Source organism: Mumia sp. ZJ1417 (assembly GCF_014127285.1).
In the GTDB taxonomy this organism is placed as follows: Bacteria; Actinomycetota; Actinomycetes; order Propionibacteriales; family Nocardioidaceae; genus Mumia.
Window position 1 is genome coordinate 3,042,961 of sequence record NZ_CP059901.1, and the last position, 22,710, is coordinate 3,065,670.

Genomic DNA, 22,710 nt, shown 5'->3' on the forward strand with positions numbered 1-22,710 from the left:
ATGACCGCGACGTACGAGCCCTCCGCGCTCGAGCGCCACCTCGCCGAGCTCGATCCCGAGCGCGGCCTGTTCGTCGGCGGCGAGTGGCGGTCGACCGCCGCGACCTTCGTCGTCGACGACCCCGCGACCGCCGCCCTCGTCGCGCACGTCGCCGACGCCTCCCCTGCCGACGCGACCGCGGCCGTCGACGCCGCTGCGCGCGCACTGACCGCGTGGCGCCGCACCGCGCCACGCGCCCGCTCGGAGATTCTGCGACGCACGTACGACCTGATGGTCTCCGACGTCGACCGGCTGACTGCGCTCATCTGCGCCGAGAACGGCAAGTCGCTCGTCGACGCACGCGGCGAGGTGATGTACGCGGCCGAGTTCTTCCGCTGGTTCTCCGAGGAGGCCGTGCGGAGCTCCGGCGACTACGGCCCGGCGCCGGCCGGCGGCACCCGTACGCTCGTGACCCGCCGCCCCGTCGGCGTCGCCGCCCTGGTGACCCCGTGGAACTTCCCCGCCGCGATGGCGACCCGCAAGATCGCCCCGGCGCTCGCGGCCGGGTGCACGGTGGTGCTCAAGCCGGCGGCCGAGACCCCGCTCACCGCCCTCGCGATCGCCCGGATCCTCACCGAGGCCGGGGTGCCGGACGGGGTCGTCAACGTCGTCCCGACCACCGACGCGGCCGCAGTCGTCGGCACCTGGCTCGCGGACCCCCGGGTCCGCAAGATCTCGTTCACCGGATCGACGAACGTCGGCCGGATCCTGCTGCGCCAGGCGGCGGACCGGGTCGTGAACAGCTCGATGGAGCTCGGCGGGAACGCGCCGTTCATCGTCACGGACGACGCCGACCTCGACGCGGCCGTCGAAGGGGCAATGGTCGCGAAGTTCCGCAATGGCGGGCAGGCCTGCACCGCGGCGAACCGCTTCTACATCCATGCCGACGTCGCTGACGCGTTCACCGCACGCCTGGGGGCAGCCGTCGAGGCGCTGACCGTCGGTCCGGCGTCAACCGGCGCCCAGATCGGTCCGCTGATCTCAGCCAAGGCGCTCGCGGGCGTGCAGGCACTCATCGACGCCACCCTCGCCGCTGGAGCGACGGTCGCGCACCGCGCACCGCTCGACCCGACGCTAACCGGGCACTTCCTCGCCCCGGTCGTGCTCGCCGACGTCGCCCCGGACTCCCCGGTCGTCACCGAAGAGATCTTCGGACCGGTCGCCCCGATCGTCAGGTGGCGCACGGAGGAGGAGCTGCTCGACTACGTCAATGCCAGCGAGTACGGCCTCGCCGCGTACGTCTACGCGGGCGATCTCGGCCGCGCGCTGCGTCTCGCCGAGGAGATCGACGCGGGCATGGTCGGCATCGGGCGCGGCCTCGTCTCCGATCCGGCCGCACCGTTCGGCGGGGTCAAGCAGAGCGGCCTGGGTCGCGAGGGTGCACGCGAGGGGTTGGAGGAGTTCAGCGAGACACAGTACTTCAGCGTCGCGTGGCAGTGACGGCTCAGTCGTTCTCGCTGCCACGGAGCACGAGGAGCGCACCGCGCGGATAGCGCTCGACCGCGACGCACGTCAGCGGCAGGCCGTCGATCGCCTCCACGACGGCCTCCGCCTGGCGCTCCGGGCCGACCTGGACCACGGCGTACCCACCGGCGGTCAGGTGGCGCCCGATGACCTCGAGGCTGCTGCGGACGAGGTCCATCCCGTCCGCGCCGCCGTCGATCGCGAGCGGCGGGTCGTCGGGGAACCGGCTGATCTCGGCGCTCGGCACCCATGGCGGGTCGGCGATCACGAGAGAGAACCGCTCGTGCGGCTCGAGCGCGTCCTCGAGGAGGCCACACCGTACCGTCACCGCGTCGGCCAGACCTGCCGCTTCCGCATTCGCGCGGGCCCACGCACAGGCGTGCGGGCTGGCGTCGACCTGGACCAGCGGGCGCCCCGTGCGCGCGGCCACGAGCAGCCCGATGTGGCCGACACCGCTGAACAGCTCCAGCACCGGACCGTCGTGCGTCGAGGCCGCGAGCTCGACCGCGAGCTCGGCCTGACGCGCCGTCCACGCTCGCGGCTGGAGCACCGTCTCGTCGTACGCGATCGTCAGCGGGCCGAACGTCAGCGTCTGCACGGAAGTCGAGGTCACGCCTCCATTCTGACGAGAGGCGAGAAGAGTCGCGCAGTGCCACCTCCCTTCATGCGCCCCCTCACGCGAAGCCGCGGCATGGCTGCTGCCGGGACTGTCGTTGCGTGCACGGGTGCGGTTCTCCTCGCGCTGTCCGCACCGCTCCCCCGCGCGTACGCCGACCTCGACGGGATCAACCCCGTACGGATCGATCCGCTCGATCCGGCGAACAGCAGCTTCTTGGTGTTCGTTGAGGGCGACGTCACGCTCAACGCCGACGAGCCGGAGGGGACGGTTGCCTCGACGGCGACGCGTTCACCGCCCACAACACCGACACGAACGGCGCCTCCGCCCTCTACCAGGTCGTCCAGCCCGGCGCGCCGTACGGATCCGCGCCCCGGATCGAAGGCACCACCTCGCGACAGTCACCCGCGTCGGTCGCGGAGCCCGTTGGCGACCTCATCGACATCCCCGGCGCATTCGCCCAGTACCGCGACCTGACGCGCGAGATGGGCACGTGCGCGCAGACCCTCACACCACGCAACGCGAACGGCGAGGCCCTGGAACGACCGCTCGACACCCCGGGCACGCAGGTCTCCCTCGACCTGGAGGCCGGGCGGACGAACGTGCTGAACCTGACCGCCGCCGAGCTGGGCAACGTCGCCAGCTTCACCTACCGAGGGACGCCGCCGGGGGGTGTCACCACGCTGCTCGTGAACGTCAGCGGCACGGAGTACACCGGGACGATGCCGAACCAGGCCGACGCCTCCTCGGACGCCTCAGCTGTGCGAGCAGCCCGACCGAGCCCACCACTGAGCCGACGACGGAACCGACCGCGCGGACGCCCGGCACGCCCGCAGACGCCGCCGACAGCGAGGACGGGGGCTCTGACAGCACGCTGCCGTCGACCGGCGGTCCCCCGCCGTGGGTCGCGGCAGCCGGGCTCGCCCTCGTCGTCGGCGGGGCGGCGGTGGCCCTGCTGGCTGGTGTCCTCCGCCGCACGACCACGCCCGTCAGCGCGCAGCCACCGCAGACCTCGCCTCCTCGGCGACCAGATCAGTGTTGATCTGCGCGGCAGCGAACGCGCCCGCGGCCGCCGCCGCCCCCACCTGAGCGCTGAGGTCGGTGGCGTTGCCCGCGATCCACACCCCGGCCACGTCCGTTCGACCGGTGGGATCGCAAGGCACGTGCGTCCCCATCCCCGACGGATGCTCCACAGGCTTGATCCCGAGGGGCGCGAGGAACTCGACTCGCGCCGACATCCGTGCACCCACGGCCACCACGTCGCGCGGGATCGTGGTGCCGTCGACCAGCCGCACGCCGGTGATCCGGTCGCCCGAGATCTCGAGCGCCTCGACGGCACCTTCGACCACGGCGACGCCGCGCGCCGCGAGCTGCTCCGCCTGCTCCTTCGGCAGTGCACCCTGGTCGTTCACGAACACCGTGACGTCGTCGCTGAGCTGCCGGAACAGCAGCGCCTGATGAGCCGCCATCGGCCCGGTCGCGAGGACGCCGATGGCCTGGTCGCGGACCTCCCAGCCGTGGCAGTACGGGCAGTGGACGACGTCACGGCCCCATCGCTCGCGAACCCCGTCGACCTCCGGCAGCTCGTCGACGAGCCCCGTCGCCACGAGGACGCGACGGGCCGTGACCGTACGCCCGTCGGTGAGGGCCACGGCGAAGCGCCCGACGCCACCGGTCACCGCCTCGACCGTGCCCGTGGCGATCTCGGCGCCGTACTGACGGATCTCGTCCCGTCCGCGCTCCAGCAGCTCACCCGGCGGCATCCCCTCGCGGGCGAGCAGCCCGTGCACACCCTCGGCAGGGGCATTGCGTGGCTGCCCGGCATCGACCACGACCACCGAGCGCCGTGACCGCGCGAGCACCAGTGCTCCGCTCAGCCCAGCAGCGGCCCCACCCACCACGACGACGTCGTACGCGTCCTTCATCGCCCCGTCCTTCATGCCTAGTCCTCTCCCGGAGCCACCGTGGCCCCACGTCGCCCAGCGTGCGTCGCGGCAACCGATTCTCGCAAACGTCCTTGCCGGTATGGCAAACTCGAAAGGATGGACCACGCACTCGACCAGACCCTCGACGCCGTCGGCACCCGCCTGCGGGCCCTGCGTCAGGAGCGAGACACCACACTTGCCGACCTGTCCGAGGAGACCGGCATCTCCGTGAGTACGTTGTCGCGCCTCGAGTCGGGCGCCCGCAAGCCCACGCTCGAGCTCCTCCTCCCGCTCGCCCGGGCGTACGGGGTGACGCTGGACGAGCTCGTCGACGCGCCGCCGACCGGTGACCCCCGCATCCACCTGCGGCCTCGGAAGGCGTTCGGCATGACGACGATCCCTCTGACCCGTCGCGCCGGCGGCATCCAGGCGTACAAGCTGGTGATCCCCGGCGGCAGCGACAGCGGCACGCCCGACCTGAAGACGCACGAGGGCTACGAGTGGGTGTACGTGCTCAACGGGCGTCTGCGCGTCGTCCTCGCCGAGCACGACATCGTCCTCGCACCGGGAGAGGCGGCCGAGTTCGACACCCGTACCCCGCACTGGTTCGGCGCGGCCGACGACGATCCGGTCGAGTTCCTCAGCCTCTTCGGCAAGCAGGGCGAGCGCGCGCACCTGCGGGCTCGCCCGAAACGCACCTCCCCGTCCGCGCCGTGAAAGCAACCTGACCGAATCGGCGGGAGAAACGGTCAGGTTGCTTTCACAGCGCGGGCGCGTTCGGCGGCACGGCGGGCCTTGGCCTCGTCGCGCTCGGCGTCGGCGCGCTCCTTGCGCGCGGACGAGTCGGCCGTACGGGCGTCGGCGAGCGCGGACTCGACCTCATCAAGCTCCTCACGGAGGGCCTTGCGTCGCTGTTGGAGATCCTCGACCGCCGTGCGGGTCTCGGCTGCTCGGTCGTGCGCCTGCGCCGCACGGCGACCCATGTCCTCGAGCACCTTCTCGGCGCGCGCGAGCTCCTCGGCGTCGCGACGGGCCCGCTCGGCAGCCTTCGGGTCGGGCTTCGGGGCAGATTCCGGGGCCGGCTTGGCGGGCTTCGAAGGCGCAGCCTTCTTCCGCGGCGCGCGCGCCCGCGACTGTTCGGCGACAGCCTCGGGCACGGCCACCTTGCCGTCGAGGTCGACCGGCTCGAACCCCGCCGTCGTCAGGGCGTCGACCAGCAGCCCCGTCTCCATGGCAGCTGCTGCGGCCGCGTCGGCGAGCGCCGCCTGCAGCGTCTGCGTCAGCTGCTCGGCCACTGCGTCACCCAGCGGCGCATCGGCGTCGGTCGCGAGACGGCGTGCCGATGCCACGGCCTCACCGATCAGGGCGCGCCGCTGCGAGGCCAGCGCGCGCAGCTCCGCCCCGGCCAGCTGCTCTTGCGCCTCACGCAGCTCCTCGCCCAGCGCGAGCAGCGCCTCCACGCGCTCAGCGTCGCCCCGTACGAGGAGGTTCACCGCCCACGCCGCTCGAGTCGGCTTGCGAAGCGCGCTGATCCGGCGGGCGAGCGGCGCGTCCCCGGCCTTGCGCGCCTGGGCCGCGAGGGCCTTGCGCGCCGCGATGAAGTCGTCGGGCATCCCCTCGTACAGGGGACGCGCCACCGCCTCGAACGTCTGCTCGGTCACCTCACCAGGGTGCCCTGAGGACGCGCGTCACACCATGCGTGTCATGTACGTGCTGTGCGGATCGAGCACGTACGTCCCGAACGGCCCGCAGACCTCGAAGCCCGCCTTGGCGTACAGCGCCCGTGCCGGGAGGAAGAAATCCTGGCTGCCGGTCTCGAGGGACACCCGTCGTACGCCTCGGGTGCGGGCGTCGTCGAGAAGGTGCCCGACGAGGTCGCGCGCAAGCCCGCGTCCTCGCGCGCGAGGGTGGGTCCGCATGCTCTTGAGCTCCTCGTGCGCGGGCTCGACGACGACCAGCGCGCCCGTCGCGACGATCCCCTCGGGGTCCTCGACGCACCACATGCGCACGGCGGGACGACGCAACCCGTCGAGGTCCAGCGCGTGCTGGCTCTCCGGCGGCGCGGTCGGCGCGAGGTCGTCGAGATGCTCCTGCAGGAACGCCGCCAGACGGGGGTCGTCGAAGTCGGCGCTGTCGGTCACGAGGGTCATGCGCCCAGGGTGCGCGGCGATTGTTTCCCAGACGTGACACGACCAGGCCGACATACGATCAGCCGACGCGTGAGCGCATCTCCGCGTCGAACGTCGCCATCAAGGTCTCCATCTGCTGCTGGTACACGGGCTCGGCGAGGCGGCGCTCCATCTCCTCTGCTGTGATGTCCTCGAGGTGCGAGGCCAGCCACCAGATGTTGCCGAACGGGTCGCGGACGCGGCCACCTCGGCTGCCGAACGCGTCGTCGGCCAGCGGGGTCACCTCGTCAGCGCCTGCTTCCAGCGCCGCCGCGAACGTGGCGTCCACGTCCTCGACGTACAAGCTGAGCAACGAGATGCAGTCGGGCCACTCCGGCGCCGCGTCGAACGCCATCACGACGCGGTCGCCGATGAGCACTTCGGCGTGTCCGAGCCGCCCGTCGGGCAGCGCGAAGCGCCCGCGCTCGACCGCCCCGAAGGCGGCCACCATGAAGTCGACGAACTCGGCTGCTCCGCGGACGCATACGTAGGGGCTGACAGCGCCGTAGTCGGCGGGAATACGTGTCGTGGTCATGTCCCGAGGCTAGGAGCGCTAGCGGTCAGATTCTGTCCGGATTGCGGACCTCGGCTCACTCGCGACCGGCGAGGCGCGCTGCGGCCGCTTACAGTTCCCTCATGCGTCCCCTTGATGTCATCGCCATCGTTCTCGCCGGTGGCAAGGGCGGACGGCTCGGTGAGCTCACCGAGCGACGCGCCAAGCCCACCGTCCCGGTCGCCGGCTCCTACCGTCTCGTCGACATCGTGCTCTCAAACCTCGTGCACAGCGGGATCAGCGACGTCTGGATGATCGAGCAGTACCTCCCGGGCTCGCTCAACGAGCACCTGGCCCACGGTCGGCCCTGGGACCTCGACCGCTCGTGGGGCGGGCTGAGGGTCGTTCCGCCGTTCGAGGGCGCCGAGGGCGGCGGCTTCGCGCAGGGCAACGCCGACGCGCTCGCCCGCCAGGCCGAAGCGTTGCGTGAGCGCGCGCCCGACGTGACGCTCGTGCTCAGCGCCGACCACCTGTACACCCTCGACCTGCGTGACGTCCTCGAGACGCACGAGAGTGCGGAGGCCGACCTCACAATCGTCACTACCACCGGCGTCCCCGACCCCTCCCGCCACGGCGTGGTGGAGACCGACGACGACGGCCGTGTGACCGGGTTCGCCTACAAGCCCGACGAACCAGCGACCGACGTGGTCGCGGCCGAGATATTCGCCTACCGCACGACGACGCTCCTGGACGCGTTCGACCACCTGCTGGAGGCCCACGGCCAGCTCGAGGACTACGGAGACCAGCTCGTGCCCTACTTCGTGGAGAACCGGCACGTGGTCGAGCACCGGCTTGACTCCTACTGGCGCGACCTTGGCACCGTGCCCGGCTACTGGCAGGCGCACATGGATGTGCTCGACCGCACCGGAGTCCGGCTGGACGACCCCCGGTGGCCCATCCGCACCGCCGCGCCGGTACGCCTGCCGGCGCGCGTAGCACGCTCGGCCGACGTCCAGGATGCGCTCCTCGCCCCGGGAAGCCAGATCTCAGGGTCGGTGCGGCACAGCATCGTCGGGCCGGGCTGCGAGGTGGCCGCCGGCGCGGAGGTCGTCGACAGCGTCCTCCTGGACGGGGTCACGGTCGGTCCCGGCGTGCGCCTGGTCGGCGTGGTGGCCGACGCGGGCGCCGTGATCACGGGTGGCTCCGTCCGCGGCTCGGACGACGTCGTGACCCTCGTCGGGGCCGAGGGGAACGTCGCCGAGCGGGCGCCCCGCGAGGAGTGAGCGAGGAGCCCTGCGCTGCGTCACTCGACGAACGTGACCGCCTCGTCGACCGACGCCCGGCTCGTACGGAATCCGTTGACCGGGTGGTCTTCGTCGGCGAAGCCGAGCGCGATCGCGCACACCACGAGCCGGTCGTCGGCGAGCCCGAGGAACTCCCGTACGTGTTCCGAGTACATCGCGACCGCCGCCTGCGGGACCGTCGCGATGCCTGAGGCGTGTGCAGCGTTAACGAGGTTCGCGACGTACGCACCGCAGTCGATCGCCCCGTACACCCCCTGGCTCCGGTCGGTGGTGACCACCGCGACCTGCGGCGCACCGAAGAACGAGAAGTTCTTGAGCATCTGCGTGCCCCGCGCCTCAAGGTCGGACCGCTCGATGCCGAGGCTCGCGTACAGCGCGAAGCCGGACTCGCGACGCCGCTCGCGATAGACCCCGACGTAGTCCTCCGGCATGGGCAGGTCGGACGACGGCGCGGAGGACTGCACGTGCGCGGTCAGGCTCGCCGCGAACCGCGCCGTCGCCTCTCCACCGACGACGTGGACGTGCCACGGCTGCGTGTTGCACCACGACGGTGTCCGCTGCGCGAGCGCGAACACGTCCCGCAGCGTCTTTTCGGGCACCGGCTCGGGACGGAACGCACGGCAGCTCCATCGTTGCGCGAGGATCTCCGACAGCAGCACAGCGACTCCCTCACTCGACCGGTTCGGACAAATACCGCACGCACAGGCGCACCATCTCGTCGAGCACCTCGTCACGCGACAGCGGCGGCGCGTCGAGCACCCACCGTACGGTCAGGTTCTCGACGGCCAGCACGAGCACCCACGCGACAGCCGCCGGGCGCCGAGCCGTGGTCGCCCCCGGCTGCGCGGCGAGGTAGGCCGCGACGAGATCCTGCACGCGACGCTCGAGCGCAGCGCGGCGGGCGCCGTTCTGACGCGCCGGCAGCTCCTCGAAGACCACCCGGAGAAGGTCCGCGTGCTGCTCGAGCGCGGCAAGGAGGGCGTCGGCGCACGCGCGCACCATGTCTGGCCCGACCTTTCCGAGCCGGTCGGTCAGCGACGCCGCGACCTGGTCCGCGACCTCGTCGGCATAGCGCTCGACGATGGCGGCGACGATCGCGTGCTTGTTCGGGAAGTACTGGTAGAGCGACCCCGGGCTGATGTCCGCGGCATCGGCGACGCGGTTGGTCGAGAACGCGTCGTAGCCGTCACGCAGGAGCACCTCGCGACCCGAGCTGACGATCCGCTCGACCGTCGCGCGGGAGCGTGCCTGGCGGGGACGCTTGCGTGGAGCCAGCACAGGATCCATGCCCGCATCGTAGGCGAGCGATCGCTCGCATGAAACACCATCGGCGCACACCGCCTGTCTCGCTAGCGTGGATGTCCATGAATGACCGGATCAGCCCGCTCGACGCTGCTCACGCCCAGGCACGACGGTTCCTCGACGGACTCGACGCGCGCCCCGTGTGGCCGACGGCGTCGTACGAGGAGATGCTCGCCGCGCTCGGAGGTCCGCTCCCGGAGGACGGGGCGGACGCCGACGAGGTGGTCGAGACGCTCGCCCGTACGGCCGATCCTGGGCTCGCCGCGATCGCAGGCGGACGGTTCTTCGGGTTCGTGATCGGCGGCGCGCTCCCCGCCGCGCTCGGAGCCGACTGGCTCACCTCGATCTGGGACCAGAACGGCGCATTGACCTCGCTGACGCCCGCCGCCGCAGCAGCCGAGCAGACGGCGGGACGATGGATCGTCGAGGCACTCGGCCTGCCGACCGGGACCGCGGCCGGCCTCGTGACCGGAGGACTGATGGCCAACTTCACCGGGCTCGCCGCAGCGCGCCAGCGGGTGCTCGCCGAGGTCGGATGGGACGTCGCGCAGCGCGGGCTCGCCGGTTCGCCACCGATCCGGCTCGTCGTCGGTGCGCTTCGGCACGACACGATCGACCTCGCAGCGCGCTACCTCGGGTTCGGCCGCGACACGCTCGTCCTCGTCGACGCCGACGACCAGGGCAGGATGCGCCCCGACGCACTCCGCACGGCGCTGACCGCCGGGAGCGGCCCGACGATCGTCTGCCTGCAGGCCGGCGAGGTGCACACCGGCGCGTTCGACCCGTTCCGCGAGCTCATCCCGTTGGCGCGCGAGGCAGGGGCGTGGATCCACGTCGACGGCGCGTTCGGGCTCTGGGCCTCGGCGAGCCCGCGCCTGTCCTCGCTCACGGCGGGCATCGAGGACGCCGACTCGTGGGCGACCGACGCGCACAAGACGCTCAACGTGCCGTACGACTGCGGCGTCGCGCTGGTCCGCGACCCGGGGGCGCTGGTCGCGGCGTTCGCGATCGATGCCGACTACATCCCCGGCTCGGGCGACGACCCGATGGATCTCGTGCCGGAGTTCTCGCGGCGCGCCCGCGGCTTCCCGGTGTGGGCGGCGCTGCGCAGCCTCGGCCGGAGCGGGCTGGTCTCGCTCGTCGAGACGCTGGTCGCCCACGCGCAGTCGTTCGCCGAGCGCTTGTCTCGGCTTCCGGGTGTCGAGGTCGTCAACGACGTCGCGTACACCCAGGTGATGCTCCGGCTCGAGACCGACGCGCTCACCACCGAGGCCGGCGAGCGGATCCTCGCCGAAGGCACGGCCGTCCTCACGCCGGCGGAGTGGGACGGACGCGCGGTGCTGCGCTGCTCGGTGTCGAGCTGGGCCACCACCGAGGACGACGTCGAGCGGACGGTCGCCGCGGTCGAGCGGGTGCTCGCCGACCTGCGCTGAGGGTGGATCGCCGCCTCGACACGAGGCTTCGTACGCGACTCCGTACGCGACTGGTATACGAGCAATTGCTCGCGTCACGATGAAGGCATGACCACGATCGAGGACGCCCCCGTCACGCCCGTCTCGCCGACCTTCCCGACCCGCTTCCGCGAGGCCGAGGAGCGCAGCGCCCGCATCGCCCGCCCCTTGAAGCTGGTCGGAGGTGTCCGCGAGGTCGACGAGGACCTCATGTCACGACTCGGCGCCGGGTTCCTCGCGTGCGACGAGGTGGGCAACCGCCTTGCCGAAGCGATGCGGATGCGAGCAGGCGAGGCCGGACGCGTCTCGATGCGCGACTTCTCGACGCGACTCGCCGACGGTCCGAACGCCATCGCCGACCCTCCCCCGGCGCTGGCCGACTTCTTCGCCACCGTCGAGGCGACCCCGGACTGGGTCGACCACGCGCTCATCGCCGAGGGTGGGCGCGTCGCCCGCCGGTTCGGGCGCAATGCCGCCGACGTGCTTCTCCAGCTCTCTCTCATCGGGGGGTACCGGTTCGGCGGACCGACCGACCTGCTCGTCGCGACCGGGGGTCTCACTGGCGACATGACCCGCCGGCGCATCGCCGAGACCCAGAAGTGGTCGGTCGCGATCATGCAGCCGGACGCGCTCCTCCCGTACGCCGAGGGCTGGCGGCTCACCGTCCACGTCCGCGCGATGCACGCGCTCCTCAACCACGCGTTCGGCGAGACGTGGGACGTCGAGCGGTGGGGCCTGCCGATCAACCAGACGGATCAGGCCGCGACGCTCGGCCTGTTCGACGGCGTCCTGCTTCTCGGGTCGCGCGCGCTGGGCGTCCCGATCACGCGCGACGAGTCGCACGCCGTCATGCACCTGTGGAAGTACGTGGGCTGGCTGATGGGCGTGGACGAGCAGTGGCTCGTCGACAGCGAGCGCGAGCGCCACCGGCTCAACTACCACGTCGTACGGGCGCAGGCCGACATCACCGCCGCCGGGCCCGAGCTCGCCCAGGCGATCATGGAGACCGTCGGCGCGCTGCCGTACGGGCGGTTCCGTCGCGAGCGCACGCTGTCGATGCTGACCGCGTTCCTCGGCCCCCGCAGCATGCGGGAGCTCGGCCTGCCCGTACGCCTCCCCTGGGCCATAGCCGCGGCGATCGCCGCCAACACCGTCCGCTATCGCGTCCTGAACCGCGGCGAGGCCGGCAGGCGCCGGCTCGAGCGGTGGGGCGACCGAGTCGCGAAGCGGGTCCTGCGCGACTACTACGGCGACGCAGAGCAGGAGGTCGGCGCCCTCGAGACCCCCACCCGCGGGCGTTAGCGCATCCGTCCACAGGCACCTTTCGACCCTCACCGCACCCGTCGCGCCGTCGGCCGTCAGGGACGTCGGCGCTGACAGAACGACGGGCGGCGGCGCCTCAGCGGCCCAGCCCCAGCCGGTCGACCACGTGCTCGGCGATGGCAAGGCTCGACGTCGCCGCCGGTGAGGGCGCGTTGCGGATCGCCGTGATGCCGTCGCTGTGGTCGATCACGAAGTCGTCGACGAGCGACCCGTCGCGCGCCACAGCCTGCGCCCTCAGGCCGAGCCCGTGGCGCGTCACGTCGTCCGCGCCGATCGACGGGACGTAGCGCTGCGCGGCCCTCATGTACGACCGCGTGGACAGGACGCCACGGATCTCGCTGAGACCCGTCCGCCAGTGCTCACCGGCGAAGCGCCAGAAGCCCGGCCACGTCACCGTGTCCGCGAGGTCGCGGGCCGAGAACGACGCGCGGCCGTACCGCTCCCGGCTCAGCGCCAGGAAGGCGTTGGGCCCGACCTCGAGGCCACCGCCGACCCGGCGCGTGAAGTGCACGCCGAGGAACGGGTAGCGAGGGTCGGGGACCGGATAGATCATGCCGCGCACCCGGTCCTGCTTGTCGGCGGCGACAGCCATGTACTCACCGCGGAAGGGCACGATCCGCGGCCCGCCGTCAGTCCCGGCGAGCGCGGCGACGCGGTCGCTCTGCAGGCCTGCGCACAGCACGAGCCGATCGACCTGGTGCACCCGCGCGTGGGCAGTCACGGCGATCCCGCCTGCGCGACGCTCGACCGCGGTGACCGGCGCCGAGAGGTGGACGACGCCACCCGCCTTCTCGATGTCCGCCCCGAGCGCGCGAGTGATCTCCCCGTAGTCGGTGATCGCGGTCGCCGGTGAGTGCAGGGCGGCGACACCCGCCGCATACGGCTCGAGGTCGGTGATGCCGGTGCCGTCGACGCGGGTCAGGCCGGGGACGCCGTTCTCGCGGGCGGTCCGCTCCAGGACGTCGAAGCGCCCCATCTCAGCCTGGTCGATCGCGACGACGAGCTTGCCGCACCGGTCGTACGGGATGTCGCGCTCGGCACAGAACTCCTCGAGCAGGCTCCGCCCACGGGTGCACAGCGCGGCCTTGAGGCTGCCGGGCTTGTAGTAGAGGCCCGCGTGGACGACACCGGAGTTGTGCCCGGTCTGGTGGGCGCCGAGCCGGTCCTCCTTCTCGAAGACCACCACCTGGTCGTCCGGATACCGCAAGGCGATCTCGCGCCCGACGGCCAACCCGACGATGCCTCCCCCGACGATGCCGATCGTGCGACTGGTCAAAAGGATCGTGCTCCTTCCTGCTTCCTCGTACCCGCACTCAACCTAGGCGGTAGTCTCTGGCGCCGTGACGAACGTCGTAGGACCCCGCGCCGTGTTCGGCGTCATCGTGCCCAGCACCAACACCGTCGTCGAGCACGACTACTGGCGCGCCGGTGTCGAGGGCGTCGCGTTCCGTGCCGGGTCGATGCACATCGCCGACCCGTCGATGGCCGGCAACGCGGGCTTCGAGGCGCTTCTCGTGCAGATCCGTGCCTCGATCGACGCGGCGGTGCGCGATGCGTTGACCGCCGAGCCGGACCGGCTCGTGATGGGCATGTCTGCCGAGACGTTCTGGGGCGGCGTCGAGGGCAACGCCGCGTTCGAGCGCCGGCTGCGCGAGTCCATCGGGCTGCCGGTGACCACGGGCGCCAGCGCGTGCCGAGCCGCGCTCGAGGCGCTGGACGTCCGGCGCATCGCCGTCTTCTCGCCCTACCAGCCGGTCGCCGACGTCGAGGTCGGGCGATTCTTCACCGAGGCAGGCTTCGATGTCGCGGCGATCACCGGACTGCGCTGCCCGACGGCGACGGACATCGCGCGCGTCGACGAGCCGCGGCTGCGCGAGGTGGTCGCGCAGCTGGACGGTCCGGACGTCGACGCGATCGTGCAGGTCGGGACCAACCTCTCGTTCGTCGGGTTGGCGGAGGCGCTGGAGGCCGAACTCGGCAAACCGGTCGTCGCGATCAACGCCGCGACCCTGTGGCACGCCTTGCGCGAGCACGGCATCGACGACCAGGTCACCGGCTCCGGCACGCTGCTGCGCGAGCACTGACACCCATGGCTCGGCAGAACGGTGCGAGGGAGGCCGATCGTGACGGACCACCGCCGCGCCCGACTCCGCAGGAGGTGGCGTCAGCCGAGGGCCGTACGATCCCGGACTGGATGCGCCCTGGCCTCCCTGTCCTGTTCTGCGGACTCAACCCGGGGCTGTACTCAGGGGCGACCGGCTTGCACTTCGCCCGGCCGGGCAACCGGTTCTGGCCGGCACTGCACCTGTCAGGATTCACCGAGCGCCGCCTCGAACCCTGGGAACGGGACGCGCTGCTCGACCACGGCCTCGGCATCACCAACCTCGTCACCCGGACGACCGCCCGCGCCGCGGAGTTGACCCGCGACGAGCTCGTCGCGGGCGGGCGGGACCTCGAGGCGCTGGCGGCCCGCGTACGACCGGAATGGGTGGCCGTCCTCGGCATCACCGGCTACCGGGCGGCGTTCCACGAACCCGCCGCGGTCATCGGCCCGCAGGAGCGACACCTCGGAGGAGCACGCACCTGGGTGCTGCCCAACCCGAGCGGACTCAACGCCCACTACACGCTCTCGCGGCTGGCCGAGGAGTTCGCGCGGCTCCGCGAGGAGGTGGAGCGCGGTCGGTGACGACCGCTCACCCCGTCCGGTGCCGCACCCACACGTTCGCCTCCACGTACACCGCGTGGTCCTGCGCGACGTCGCAGTGCACAGGCGCGAGCGCACCGGGCACCTCGACCGGGCCGGTGGTGTCGAACGGCAGCCCGGTCCAGCCGCGCCACTCGTCGAGCGTGCCGGAGACGACCATCGAACGCGGGGCGACGGCCTCGATGACGCCGCCGGCACGCACGTGCGTACGGAGCCAGGGGTCCTCGGGGAGTCCGTCGTCACGCACCCGCGCTGCGTACTCCTCCATCGGCACGTCAGGAAACGCGTGCTTGCCGCTCGGGCGTACGGGCGCGACGAGCGTGTCGAAGCCGAGCCGGGCGGCGTTGGCCCGCATCGCGGCGAGCATCACCCCCGACAGCCCACGCCCCCGCAGATCCGGCTGCACACAGATCTCCAGCGCGGACACCATCGTCGGCGTCGTCTCGAGCGTGCGGTTGAGCGTCGCCCGTTGGATCATGCGGTCCCAGCCGCCCGTCGGCAGCGGCTCGTCGCCCCACGCGAGCGGCACGCTGAAGGCGCACGCCATCGCCCGGTCGGGCACCTCCGGGTCGAGCGCGACCAGCGCGAACTCCGGATAGACCTCCTCGACGACCGCGTAATAGAGCGCCCCCATCGGGTCCCAGCGCATGAACTCCGGCCACGCCCCGTCGAACCCGTCGAGCAAGGGCCCGAGCTCGGGCCGCGACGCCAGCGTCACCACCTCGACAACTCTGTCTCCGGACTGCACGGTCATGGCGGCAGGCTACGGGGCGCCACCCTGACGAGCCACCGACTTCCCGAGGTGCGTTTGCGCATGTGCGGAGATCGGTATCGCATGGAGTCATGTCCCTCCTCCGGACCTGCGCTTCCCTCGTTGCCGTCGCGAGCGCCTCCGCCGCCCTCGCCGCTGTCCCGGTCGTGCCTGCGTCGGCCGAGCCGACCGCGACGGGCCGTACGACCGTGCGCCTGGGCTCGTACAACGTCCATAAGGACGACCACGTCCTCCCGTGGACCGGCAAGCGGCGCAACCGCGTCGCCTCGCAGATCCTCCGCAACGGCTTCGACGTGATCGCCCTCCAGGAGGCCAATGGCAACACGATCTTCCCGTCGCTCTACCGCAAGGTGAAGCACCGCTACGCCTCCGACGCGAGGTGCGCGAAGATCAAGGGCACGCCGGTACGGGACGCCAGGGCGCGCATCCTGTACGACCGCACGCGGTTCAGGGGTTCCCGCGAGATCTCGGGGCGCATCCGCCTGGACCGTTCGTACGCCAAGAGCGCCGACTACGCCTGCTACCAGCTGCTGACCGAGAAGGCGACCGGCGCGCAGTTCCTCGTCGCGTCCGCACACCTCATCAACGGGCCCGGCGCCGCCAAGGACCGCAAGCGCTACCGCCAGACTCAGAACCTGATCGCCGACACCCTCGCCGTACGGCGTGCCCACGGCGCCTCCTGGCCGATCGTGTGGGCCGGCGACTACAACTCCTCCGGATCGCGCAAGTACACCTTCGACGGCCCCCGCAGGGCGATGCGCCAGGGCGCCGCGGCCCGGGACGCCTTCGCCGTCGCCCGGGCCCGCAAGAACGCCAGCTACAACAGCGCCAACCAGCTGCGGCGCCGGCCGTGGCGTACCCACCACCACGTGGACCACGTGTATGTCTCGCCCGGGATCGGGGTCGCCGGGTTCCGGGTGATCGTGCGACTGAAGGGCAGGCTCTATCGGACGCCGTTCGCCTCAGACCACAACCCGATCCGAGCCACCCTGCGCATCCCGTATTGAGCCACCGGCTAGCCTCGTTCGGGGTATACCAACAGGAGGTGGCACCACGTGTCGAGCGTCGACGAGAAGCTTCAGGGTGTGTACGACGAGGTCCTTCGTCGCAACCCGGGCGAGGCAGAGTTCCACCAGGCGGTCCGCGAGGTCCTGGTGAGCCTGGGCCCCGTGGTGTCCAAGCGCCCCGAGTACGTCGATGCCGCGATCATCCGCCGCATCTGCGAGCCTGAACGCCAGATCATCTTCCGGGTGCCGTGGGTCGACGATGCCGGCCGCGTGCAGATCAACCGCGGTTTCCGTGTGCAGTTCAACTCCGCGCTCGGTCCGTTCAAGGGCGGCCTGCGCTTCCACCCGAGCGTCTACCTCGGCATCGTGAAGTTCCTCGGCTTCGAGCAGATCTTCAAGAACTCGCTGACCGGCCTGCCCATCGGCGGCGCCAAGGGCGGCTCGGACTTCGACCCCAAGGGTCACTCCGACGCCGAGGTCATGCGGTTCTGCCAGTCCTTCATGACCGAGCTGACGCGCTACATCGGCGAGTACACCGACGTTCCCGCCGGCGACATCGGCGTCGGTGGTCGCGAGATCGGCTACCTGTTCGGCCAGTACAAGCGCATCACTTCGCGCTACGAGTCCGGTGTCCTCACCGGCAAGGGCCTCACGTGGGGCGGCTCGCAGGTCCGCAAGGAGGCCACCGGGTACGGCACCGTCTTCTTCGTCTCCGAGATGCTCAAGGCCGCGGGCGACTCCTTCGACGGCAAGCGCGTCGTCGTCTCCGGCTCCGGCAACGTCGCGACGTACGCCATCGAGAAGGTCCACGAGCTCGGCGGCACCGTCGTGGCCTGCTCGGACTCCAGCGGCTACGTCGTCGACGAGGGCGGCATCGACGTGGCGCTCCTCAAGGAGGTCAAGGAGGTGCGCCGCGGCAGGATCTCCGAGTACGCGGACCTGCGCGGCAACGGTGTCCGCTCCACCGACGCAGGGTCGATCTGGGACGTCGCGTGCGACATCGCCCTGCCGTCGGCGACGCAGAACGAACTCAACGGCGCCGACGCGGTCACCCTCGTCAAGAACGGCTGCACCATCGTCGCCGAGGGCGCCAACATGCCTGCCACCCCAGAGGCGATCGCGGTCTTCGAGGACGCCGGGGTGCGCTTCGCGCCGGGCAAGGCCGCCAACGCCGGCGGCGTGGCGACGAGCGCCCTCGAGATGCAGCAGAACGCCTCGCGCGACTCGTGGACGTTCGAGCACACCGAGGAGCGCCTGGCCGAGATCATGCGCGGCATCCACGACCGGTGCGCCGAGACGGCGGACGAGTTCGGGACGCCGGGCAACTACGTCGCCGGCGCCAACATCGCCGGGTTCGTGCGCGTCGCCGACGCGATGCTCGCGCTCGGCGTGATCTGACCTCCGACAAGTCCCCGTGCCGTGACCCGTGCCCGGCGCAGACTGACGGACGGGGGGATCACCATGCGCATCGCATCGTTCAACGTCGAGAACCTGTTCGCGCGGCCGAAGGCGATGGCCGACTCCGAGGGCGACGCCGCCACCCGCAAGAAGGTGCTGGCCGCTCACGCGCGCCTGTCCGACCTGTTCGAGCGGCACAGCTATGCCGGAGCCGAGGACGACATCCTCGCTCTGCTCGACACGGTTGGGGTGCTGCGCTCCGACGAGGGCCCGTACGTCCGGCTGCGCAAGCTGCGCGGCCAGCTCGTCCGGCGACCCCGTACGGGTGAGGTCACCCTGGTCGCGAAGGGACGTGCCGACTGGGTCGGCTGGCTCGAGCTCAAGACGATCGCCGTGAACGCCCTCGCCACCGAGAACACCGCGCGGGTCTTCGAAGCACTCGACGCCGATGTGGTGACCGTGGTCGAGGCCGACGACCGGCCTGGTCTCCAGATGTTCTCCGAGTCACTGCTGCCCGCCGTCGGCGGCACCCCGTACGAGCAGGTCATGGTGCTCGAGGGCAACGACCTGCGCGGCATCGACGTCGGGCTCATGGCGTCCGGCGACTACCGACTGGTGCAGATGCGCACCCACATCTTCGACACCGACCCGCAAGGGACGGTGTTCTCGCGCGACTGCTGCGAGTACCACGTCGAGACCCCGCTCGGGACGCGCCTCGTGCTCCTCGCCAACCACTTCAAGTCCAAGGGCTACTCCTCGCCCGGTGACCCCACGGGCGCGAAGCGTCGAGAGCGCCAGGCGTCCCGCGTCGCGCGGATCGTCCGGTCGCTGCGCAGCGAGGGCGTCGACCACCTCGCGGTCACCGGAGACCTCAACGACGACCCGGACAGCACCTCGCTGGCGCCGCTGCTGGAGATGGACGGGCTCACCGACGTCAGCGCGCATCCCGCGTTCGACTGGAACCACCGTCGCGGGACGTACGGGTCGGGCAACGAGGACGACAAGATCGACTACATCCTCCTCTCCGACCCGCTCTTCGCGCGGATGACTGCTGGCGGCGTCTTCCGCAAGGGTGTCTGGCGCGGTCCCCGTACGAAGGACCCGTGGGAGATCTTCCCGACCCTCACCTCGCGGGTCGAGGAAGCCTCCGACCACGCCGCACTGTGGGCCGACCTCGCCGGGGTGTGACCCCGACGCGACCGGCCCACCCCCTCAGGCGCGGCGGGCGGTGAACAGCAGGTAGTCCCACGGCATCGCGCCGTTGCGGACACCGAACGTCTCCGCGAGCGCGGCGAGCTCGCCGTCGAGCGCCGCCACCTTCTCCGGGTCGTCGGCGATCGCCTTGTAGACCGCGATCGTCGGTCCGTACGTCGCCTTGAAAAAGTCCCGGAACTCCGCGCCGTCGAAGAAGCGGTCCACGGCGAGCGTCTGCGTCGTGGCCTCGACGTCGGTGACCCGATCGCCGAAGAGCGCGCGGACGTGGTCAGCGTCTCCCCACAGCGGCGGGGGCTGCGCTCCGGGCGGAGGCGGCGGAGCGTACGGCTTCATCGTCGCGAACATCTGCCCGATGAAGCCCTGCGGCGTCCAGCTCACGAGCCCGATCGTGCCGCCGGGCTTGGTGGCACGGACGATCTCGTCGGCCGTCTCCTGGTGGTGCGGCGCGAACATCGCCCCGACGCACGACATCACCACGTCGTACGACGCGTCCTCCACCCCCAGGTGCTCGACGTCGTCCTCGCGCCAGGTCAGCGTGAGGCCTTCGTCGTCGGCCTCCGCGCGCCCGACGTCGAGGAGCTCGGGCGTCAGGTCGCTCGCCGTCACCGTCGCGCCGGTGCGCGCGGCGGGGAGTGCGGCGTTGCCGGAGCCCGCACCCACGTCGAGCACGGTCTGCCCCGCCTCGATGCCGCAGGCGTCCACGAGCACCGGGCCCAGGCTAGCGATCACCTCCGTCGCGACCGCCGGATAGTCCCCCCACGCCCACATCGCGCGGTGCTTCGCCTTGATCACGGCATCGTCCGTGGTGGCCGACGCCGCTGTCGTCTCGCTCGTCATGACAAGATTCCCCCTTCGTTGTGCGTGAGGTCGACGCTACGGACGAGCAGACAACGGGCCTAGTACGAGATCTGTACCGGTCGTACGCTGCACGGATGGGGGCCCCATACCACCAGTTCTGCCCCGTCGCGAAGGCGATGGAGCTGCTGGACGAGCGCTGGACGATGCTGCTCGTCCGCGAGCTCGTCACGGGGAGCCAGCGCTTCAACGACCTGCGGCGCGGCCTTCCCCGCATGTCCCCGTCGCTGCTGTCCAAGCGCCTGCACCAGCTCGTCGTCGCGGGCATCGTCGAGAAGCAGGTTGAAGGCAACGACGTCCGCTACGTCCTGACACCGGCCGGCGAGGAGCTACGCCAGGTCGTCGAGTCGGTCGGCACCTGGGGCGTGCGGTGGATCGGCACGCTCGGCGACGAGGACCTCGACCCCAAGCTTCTGATGTGGGACATGCACCGCAAGGTGGACCTCGATGCCGTCGCGGACCCACCCGAGGTCGTGCACTTCGTGTTCGACGACGTCCGCGGGGCGTCGCGGCGATGGTGGATCGTCATCGAGCCCAACGACACCGACGTGTGCGACATCGACCCGGAGAGGCCCGTCTCGGTGACGGTCACGACCGGCCTGCGGGCGCTCACCCAGGTCTGGCGCGGCGACACGACGTGGGACCGTGCGCTACGGTCCGGTTCCGTCCGCGTCGACGGCCCGACGATGCTGCGCCGAGCGGTGCCCGCGTGGTTCCCACCGACCGGACTCGCGCAGGTCGTCCGTCCCACGTGAGTGAGCCGCGTCAGGCGTTCTGGCTCAGCCACTCCCCCAGCACCCGGGCGCTCGCGTCGACGACCTGCGGCCAGTCCATGGCCGACTCGTCCGCCTGGTCGCTCACGTGCTTCACGAGGCGGACCGGCACGTCGAAGTGGCGGGCCACCGCGGCCACGGCGAACCCCTCCATGTCGACCAGCGCAGCACGCTGAGCCAGCAGGTCGCGGACGGCCGGGTCGTTGACAAAGGTGTCCCCGCTGGCCAGCACGGTGCCGTCGCCGCCTGCGATCTCGATCTCGTCGACCGCGTCATAGCCGAGGAGCCGCAGCTCCGCCGCACTGAAGTCGTGGTTCAGCACCCGCGACGGCAGCCGCAGCCCCGTCGCGCCACCGAGCGCACCGGCGGTCCCGACGTTGAGGACGACCGACGGGCGACGCTCGGCGAGCGCGAGCGCGGTGACCAGCGTCGCCTGGACCTTGCCGATCCCGGTGACGAGCACCGAGAGGCCCGGCGGGACGTGGGCGGCTTCGGCGGCGGTCGCCGCGACGACGAGAGGCTCCGAGGGCATACGAGGAGCCTAGTCAGTCGTATGCCCTCGACTCTCCCGCAGTCGACGCCCGCGCGCGACGTCGTCCTCGTGCTTGGCGGCCGCCTTGTCGCTCTTCGTGGTGTCTCGCGGCGGCAGCTGGATCCTCTCCTCCGCCGCGATCCCGCCCTGCAGCTGACGTCCCCGCTCCAGCTCTGCGTCGAGCTCAGCTCCGAACAGGAGCGCGAGGTTGGTGATCCACAACCACAGGAGGAACACGACCACCCCGGCCAACGACCCGTACGTGCGGTTGTAGCTCGAGAAGTTCGCGACGTAGAAACCGAAGGCGACCGACGCGATGATCCACACCACGATCGCGACGACGGCACCGACGCTGAGCCACCGGAACTTCGGCTGCTTCACGTTCGGGGTCGCGTAGTAAAGGATCGCAACAAGCACCATGACGGCCAGCAGCATCACCGGCCACTTCGCGATGTTCCACACCGTCACCGCCGTGTCGCCCATGCCGATCGCGTCGCCGACGGCCTGGGCGGCAGGCCCGGTCAGGACGAGCGCCAGGGCGACCAGCGCACACAGGACCACCGTGATCAGCGTGACGAGCAGCATGACCGGTCGAAGCTTCCAGATCGGCCTGCCTTCATCGACCTCGTACACGCGGTTCATGGCCCGCCCGAAGGCGCCCACATAGCCCGACGCCGACCACAGCGCGACCGCGAGGCCCAGCACGAACGCCAGCCCCGCTCCGCTGCCGCTGCTCAGCTGGACGAGCGTGGGCTCGAGGGTGTTCGCCGCCGAGTCCGCGCCGACGTCGCGGAGGACGCCCAGCAGGGTGTCAACGGTCTCGCGGCCCTGGCCGAACAGCCCGACGAGCGACAGCAGCGCGATCATCATCGGGAAGAGCGCGAGCACCGAGTAGTACGTCAAGGCGGCCGCGATGTCGAGGCACTCGTCCTCCGAGAACTCGCGGACCGCCTTGCGCACCACGTAGGTCCACGAAGGCTTCGTGATCTCGGTCGGCGACCCCGGCTTGGCCGGGTCGTCCGGGTGAGGCGCGCGCTCGGGTCGGGCTTCGGTCATCCGGTCGGCCCCGTGTTCGACGGCGCGGCGTTGTGGTCGCCGCTGCCCTCCTTCCGGTGGGTCACCTTGCCGACGGTGTCCTTGGCCGTCTGTGTGACCTTGTCCTGCACCTCAGGAGCCTTCTCCTTCGCGAAGTCCTGAGCATCGCTCACCTTCTGCTGCACAGTGGGGTCGTTCCACATGCTCTGGGCCTTGCCCTTGATCTGCTCGAAGCGCTCACGGCCGTCGCGCGTACCGAGTACGTAGCCCACGGCGAGGCCTCCGAGCAGAGCCAGCTTTCCCTTCATGGGGATTCCCTTCGTTCGTCATCGAG

Annotated in this window: 24 protein-coding genes and 1 pseudogene; 12 read left to right on the forward strand and 13 right to left on the reverse strand. The window is 71.2% G+C overall.

The genetic code is table 11. The features are described 5' to 3' along the window. On the forward strand, nucleotides 1-1,479 hold the full coding sequence (locus H4N58_RS14765) for an NAD-dependent succinate-semialdehyde dehydrogenase (protein WP_167249988.1): 1,479 nt from the start codon (nucleotides 1-3) through the stop codon (nucleotides 1,477-1,479). Between the two features lie 4 nt (nucleotides 1,480-1,483). On the opposite strand, the gene H4N58_RS14770 is transcribed toward H4N58_RS14765, so the two are convergent. Next, on the reverse strand, nucleotides 1,484-2,116 hold the full coding sequence (locus tag H4N58_RS14770; protein ID WP_167004501.1) for a methyltransferase domain-containing protein: 633 nt from the start codon (nucleotides 2,114-2,116) through the stop codon (nucleotides 1,484-1,486). Nucleotides 2,117-2,412: 296 nt separating this feature from the next. Here H4N58_RS14770 and H4N58_RS20985 point away from each other — a divergent pair. Continuing rightward, a pseudogene (locus tag H4N58_RS20985) lies at nucleotides 2,413-2,859 on the forward strand (choice-of-anchor A family protein); the annotation flags it as partial. A gap of 249 nt (nucleotides 2,860-3,108) precedes the next feature. Here H4N58_RS20985 and H4N58_RS14780 read toward each other — a convergent pair. Next, nucleotides 3,109-4,059 carry an NAD(P)/FAD-dependent oxidoreductase gene (locus H4N58_RS14780; RefSeq protein ID WP_243845071.1) on the reverse strand — a complete coding sequence of 317 codons (951 nt, stop codon included), beginning with the start codon at nucleotides 4,057-4,059 and terminating at the stop codon, nucleotides 3,109-3,111. 102 nt (nucleotides 4,060-4,161) lie between these two features. Between H4N58_RS14780 and H4N58_RS14785 the strand changes: the two genes are divergently transcribed. Then, nucleotides 4,162-4,761, forward strand: coding sequence for a helix-turn-helix domain-containing protein (locus H4N58_RS14785; protein ID WP_167004505.1), 600 nt, complete (start codon nucleotides 4,162-4,164; stop codon nucleotides 4,759-4,761). Between the two features lie 32 nt (nucleotides 4,762-4,793). Here H4N58_RS14785 and H4N58_RS14790 read toward each other — a convergent pair whose 3' ends face one another. From H4N58_RS14790 to H4N58_RS14800, 3 genes are read right to left on the reverse strand one after another with little or no spacing between them, the layout of a single operon-like run. Further along, complete coding sequence (locus tag H4N58_RS14790) at nucleotides 4,794-5,705, reverse strand: hypothetical protein (protein WP_167249986.1); 912 nt, start codon at nucleotides 5,703-5,705, stop codon at nucleotides 4,794-4,796. A 27-nt stretch (nucleotides 5,706-5,732) separates the two neighbouring features. After that, nucleotides 5,733-6,194: a GNAT family N-acetyltransferase gene (locus tag H4N58_RS14795; RefSeq protein ID WP_167249984.1), complete on the reverse strand. Its 462-nt coding sequence runs from the start codon at nucleotides 6,192-6,194 to the stop codon at nucleotides 5,733-5,735. 58 nt (nucleotides 6,195-6,252) lie between these two features. Then, nucleotides 6,253-6,747: a VOC family protein gene (locus H4N58_RS14800; protein ID WP_167249982.1), complete on the reverse strand. Its 495-nt coding sequence runs from the start codon at nucleotides 6,745-6,747 to the stop codon at nucleotides 6,253-6,255. 101 nt (nucleotides 6,748-6,848) lie between these two features. On the opposite strand from H4N58_RS14800, the gene H4N58_RS14805 reads away from it, so the two are divergent. Continuing rightward, the gene (locus H4N58_RS14805) at nucleotides 6,849-7,988 is read left to right on the forward strand and encodes a glucose-1-phosphate adenylyltransferase family protein (RefSeq protein WP_167249980.1); all 1,140 of its coding nucleotides are present in this window, start codon (nucleotides 6,849-6,851) and stop codon (nucleotides 7,986-7,988) included. Nucleotides 7,989-8,008: 20 nt separating this feature from the next. Here H4N58_RS14805 and H4N58_RS14810 read toward each other — a convergent pair whose 3' ends face one another. Further along, nucleotides 8,009-8,743: a nitroreductase gene (locus tag H4N58_RS14810; protein WP_347877936.1), complete on the reverse strand. Its 735-nt coding sequence runs from the start codon at nucleotides 8,741-8,743 to the stop codon at nucleotides 8,009-8,011. Next, complete coding sequence (locus H4N58_RS14815; protein WP_167004519.1) at nucleotides 8,679-9,296, reverse strand: TetR/AcrR family transcriptional regulator; 618 nt, start codon at nucleotides 9,294-9,296, stop codon at nucleotides 8,679-8,681. Before H4N58_RS14815 ends, H4N58_RS14810 begins: the two co-directional genes overlap by 65 nt. 77 nt (nucleotides 9,297-9,373) lie before the next feature. On the opposite strand from H4N58_RS14815, the gene H4N58_RS14820 reads away from it, so the two are divergent. After that, nucleotides 9,374-10,744, forward strand: coding sequence for an aminotransferase class V-fold PLP-dependent enzyme (locus tag H4N58_RS14820; protein WP_167249978.1), 1,371 nt, complete (start codon nucleotides 9,374-9,376; stop codon nucleotides 10,742-10,744). Between the two features lie 87 nt (nucleotides 10,745-10,831). Then, nucleotides 10,832-12,064, forward strand: coding sequence for an oxygenase MpaB family protein (locus H4N58_RS14825; RefSeq protein WP_167249976.1), 1,233 nt, complete (start codon nucleotides 10,832-10,834; stop codon nucleotides 12,062-12,064). A gap of 97 nt (nucleotides 12,065-12,161) precedes the next feature. Here H4N58_RS14825 and lhgO read toward each other — a convergent pair whose 3' ends face one another. Beyond that, nucleotides 12,162-13,361: an L-2-hydroxyglutarate oxidase gene (gene lhgO / locus H4N58_RS14830; RefSeq protein ID WP_167004527.1), complete on the reverse strand. Its 1,200-nt coding sequence runs from the start codon at nucleotides 13,359-13,361 to the stop codon at nucleotides 12,162-12,164. Nucleotides 13,362-13,425: 64 nt separating this feature from the next. Here lhgO and H4N58_RS14835 point away from each other — a divergent pair, with 64 nt between their 5' ends. Together H4N58_RS14835 and mug are read left to right on the forward strand one after the other, a co-directional pair. After that, a complete protein-coding gene (locus tag H4N58_RS14835; RefSeq protein WP_167004530.1) occupies nucleotides 13,426-14,169 on the forward strand; it encodes an arylmalonate decarboxylase in 744 nt (247 codons plus the stop codon). Nucleotides 14,170-14,243: 74 nt separating this feature from the next. Further along, complete coding sequence (mug, locus tag H4N58_RS14840; RefSeq protein WP_243845069.1) at nucleotides 14,244-14,771, forward strand: G/U mismatch-specific DNA glycosylase; 528 nt, start codon at nucleotides 14,244-14,246, stop codon at nucleotides 14,769-14,771. A 7-nt stretch (nucleotides 14,772-14,778) separates the two neighbouring features. On the opposite strand, the gene H4N58_RS14845 is transcribed toward mug, so the two are convergent. Next, the gene (locus tag H4N58_RS14845; protein ID WP_167004536.1) at nucleotides 14,779-15,543 is read right to left on the reverse strand and encodes an N-acetyltransferase; all 765 of its coding nucleotides are present in this window, start codon (nucleotides 15,541-15,543) and stop codon (nucleotides 14,779-14,781) included. Nucleotides 15,544-15,632: 89 nt separating this feature from the next. Here H4N58_RS14845 and H4N58_RS14850 point away from each other — a divergent pair, with 89 nt between their 5' ends. From H4N58_RS14850 to H4N58_RS14860, 3 genes are all read left to right on the forward strand, one after another. After that, nucleotides 15,633-16,568, forward strand: coding sequence for an endonuclease/exonuclease/phosphatase family protein (locus tag H4N58_RS14850; RefSeq protein ID WP_167249972.1), 936 nt, complete (start codon nucleotides 15,633-15,635; stop codon nucleotides 16,566-16,568). Between the two features lie 48 nt (nucleotides 16,569-16,616). Continuing rightward, nucleotides 16,617-17,966 (forward strand): NADP-specific glutamate dehydrogenase, encoded by a 1,350-nt coding sequence (gdhA, locus tag H4N58_RS14855; protein ID WP_167004542.1) that lies wholly within the window; start codon nucleotides 16,617-16,619, stop codon nucleotides 17,964-17,966. 63 nt (nucleotides 17,967-18,029) lie between these two features. After that, a complete protein-coding gene (locus H4N58_RS14860; RefSeq protein ID WP_167004545.1) occupies nucleotides 18,030-19,154 on the forward strand; it encodes an endonuclease/exonuclease/phosphatase family protein in 1,125 nt (374 codons plus the stop codon). Between the two features lie 24 nt (nucleotides 19,155-19,178). Here H4N58_RS14860 and H4N58_RS14865 read toward each other — a convergent pair whose 3' ends face one another. Next, nucleotides 19,179-20,018, reverse strand: coding sequence for a class I SAM-dependent methyltransferase (locus H4N58_RS14865; RefSeq protein ID WP_167249970.1), 840 nt, complete (start codon nucleotides 20,016-20,018; stop codon nucleotides 19,179-19,181). Nucleotides 20,019-20,113: 95 nt separating this feature from the next. Here H4N58_RS14865 and H4N58_RS14870 point away from each other — a divergent pair, with 95 nt between their 5' ends. Then, nucleotides 20,114-20,791, forward strand: a complete 678-nt coding sequence (locus H4N58_RS14870) for a helix-turn-helix domain-containing protein (RefSeq protein WP_167004551.1) — start codon at nucleotides 20,114-20,116, stop codon at nucleotides 20,789-20,791. 10 nt (nucleotides 20,792-20,801) lie between these two features. Here the strand turns inward: H4N58_RS14870 and H4N58_RS14875 are convergent, their stop codons facing one another. The 3 genes from H4N58_RS14875 to H4N58_RS14885 are packed head-to-tail and all read right to left on the reverse strand — an operon-like array spanning nucleotide 20,802 to nucleotide 22,684. Then, on the reverse strand, nucleotides 20,802-21,341 hold the full coding sequence (locus tag H4N58_RS14875; RefSeq protein WP_167004554.1) for a nucleosidase: 540 nt from the start codon (nucleotides 21,339-21,341) through the stop codon (nucleotides 20,802-20,804). Between the two features lie 9 nt (nucleotides 21,342-21,350). Beyond that, nucleotides 21,351-22,397, reverse strand: a complete 1,047-nt coding sequence (locus H4N58_RS14880) for a YihY/virulence factor BrkB family protein (RefSeq protein ID WP_167004557.1) — start codon at nucleotides 22,395-22,397, stop codon at nucleotides 21,351-21,353. Continuing rightward, nucleotides 22,394-22,684, reverse strand: a complete 291-nt coding sequence (locus H4N58_RS14885) for a YtxH domain-containing protein (RefSeq protein WP_167004560.1) — start codon at nucleotides 22,682-22,684, stop codon at nucleotides 22,394-22,396. Before H4N58_RS14885 ends, H4N58_RS14880 begins: the two co-directional genes overlap by 4 nt. Between the last annotated feature and the right edge of the window lie 26 nt (nucleotides 22,685-22,710).

Bases quoted from the DNA above. Each gene is read 5' to 3' on its own strand.
- H4N58_RS14885 (WP_167004560.1), bottom strand. From the start codon at position 22,684: ATGAAGGGAAAGCTGGCTCTGCTCGGAGGCCTCGCCGTGGGCTACGTA.
- H4N58_RS14845 (WP_167004536.1), bottom strand. From the start codon at position 15,543: ATGACCGTGCAGTCCGGAGACAGAGTTGTCGAGGTGGTGACGCTGGCG.
- H4N58_RS14875 (WP_167004554.1), bottom strand. From the start codon at position 21,341: ATGCCCTCGGAGCCTCTCGTCGTCGCGGCGACCGCCGCCGAAGCCGCC.
- H4N58_RS14780 (WP_243845071.1), bottom strand. From the start codon at position 4,059: ATGAAGGACGGGGCGATGAAGGACGCGTACGACGTCGTCGTGGTGGGT.
- H4N58_RS14865 (WP_167249970.1), bottom strand. From the start codon at position 20,018: ATGACGAGCGAGACGACAGCGGCGTCGGCCACCACGGACGATGCCGTG.
- H4N58_RS14820 (WP_167249978.1), top strand. From the start codon at position 9,374: ATGAATGACCGGATCAGCCCGCTCGACGCTGCTCACGCCCAGGCACGA.
- H4N58_RS14825 (WP_167249976.1), top strand. From the start codon at position 10,832: ATGACCACGATCGAGGACGCCCCCGTCACGCCCGTCTCGCCGACCTTC.
- H4N58_RS14880 (WP_167004557.1), bottom strand. From the start codon at position 22,397: ATGACCGAAGCCCGACCCGAGCGCGCGCCTCACCCGGACGACCCGGCC.
- H4N58_RS14815 (WP_167004519.1), bottom strand. From the start codon at position 9,296: ATGGATCCTGTGCTGGCTCCACGCAAGCGTCCCCGCCAGGCACGCTCC.
- H4N58_RS14805 (WP_167249980.1), top strand. From the start codon at position 6,849: ATGCGTCCCCTTGATGTCATCGCCATCGTTCTCGCCGGTGGCAAGGGC.
- H4N58_RS14800 (WP_167249982.1), bottom strand. From the start codon at position 6,747: ATGACCACGACACGTATTCCCGCCGACTACGGCGCTGTCAGCCCCTAC.
- H4N58_RS14795 (WP_167249984.1), bottom strand. From the start codon at position 6,194: ATGACCCTCGTGACCGACAGCGCCGACTTCGACGACCCCCGTCTGGCG.
- H4N58_RS14860 (WP_167004545.1), top strand. From the start codon at position 18,030: ATGCGCATCGCATCGTTCAACGTCGAGAACCTGTTCGCGCGGCCGAAG.
- H4N58_RS14850 (WP_167249972.1), top strand. From the start codon at position 15,633: ATGTCCCTCCTCCGGACCTGCGCTTCCCTCGTTGCCGTCGCGAGCGCC.
- H4N58_RS14785 (WP_167004505.1), top strand. From the start codon at position 4,162: ATGGACCACGCACTCGACCAGACCCTCGACGCCGTCGGCACCCGCCTG.
- H4N58_RS14765 (WP_167249988.1), top strand. From the start codon at position 1: ATGACCGCGACGTACGAGCCCTCCGCGCTCGAGCGCCACCTCGCCGAG.
- H4N58_RS14870 (WP_167004551.1), top strand. From the start codon at position 20,114: ATGGGGGCCCCATACCACCAGTTCTGCCCCGTCGCGAAGGCGATGGAG.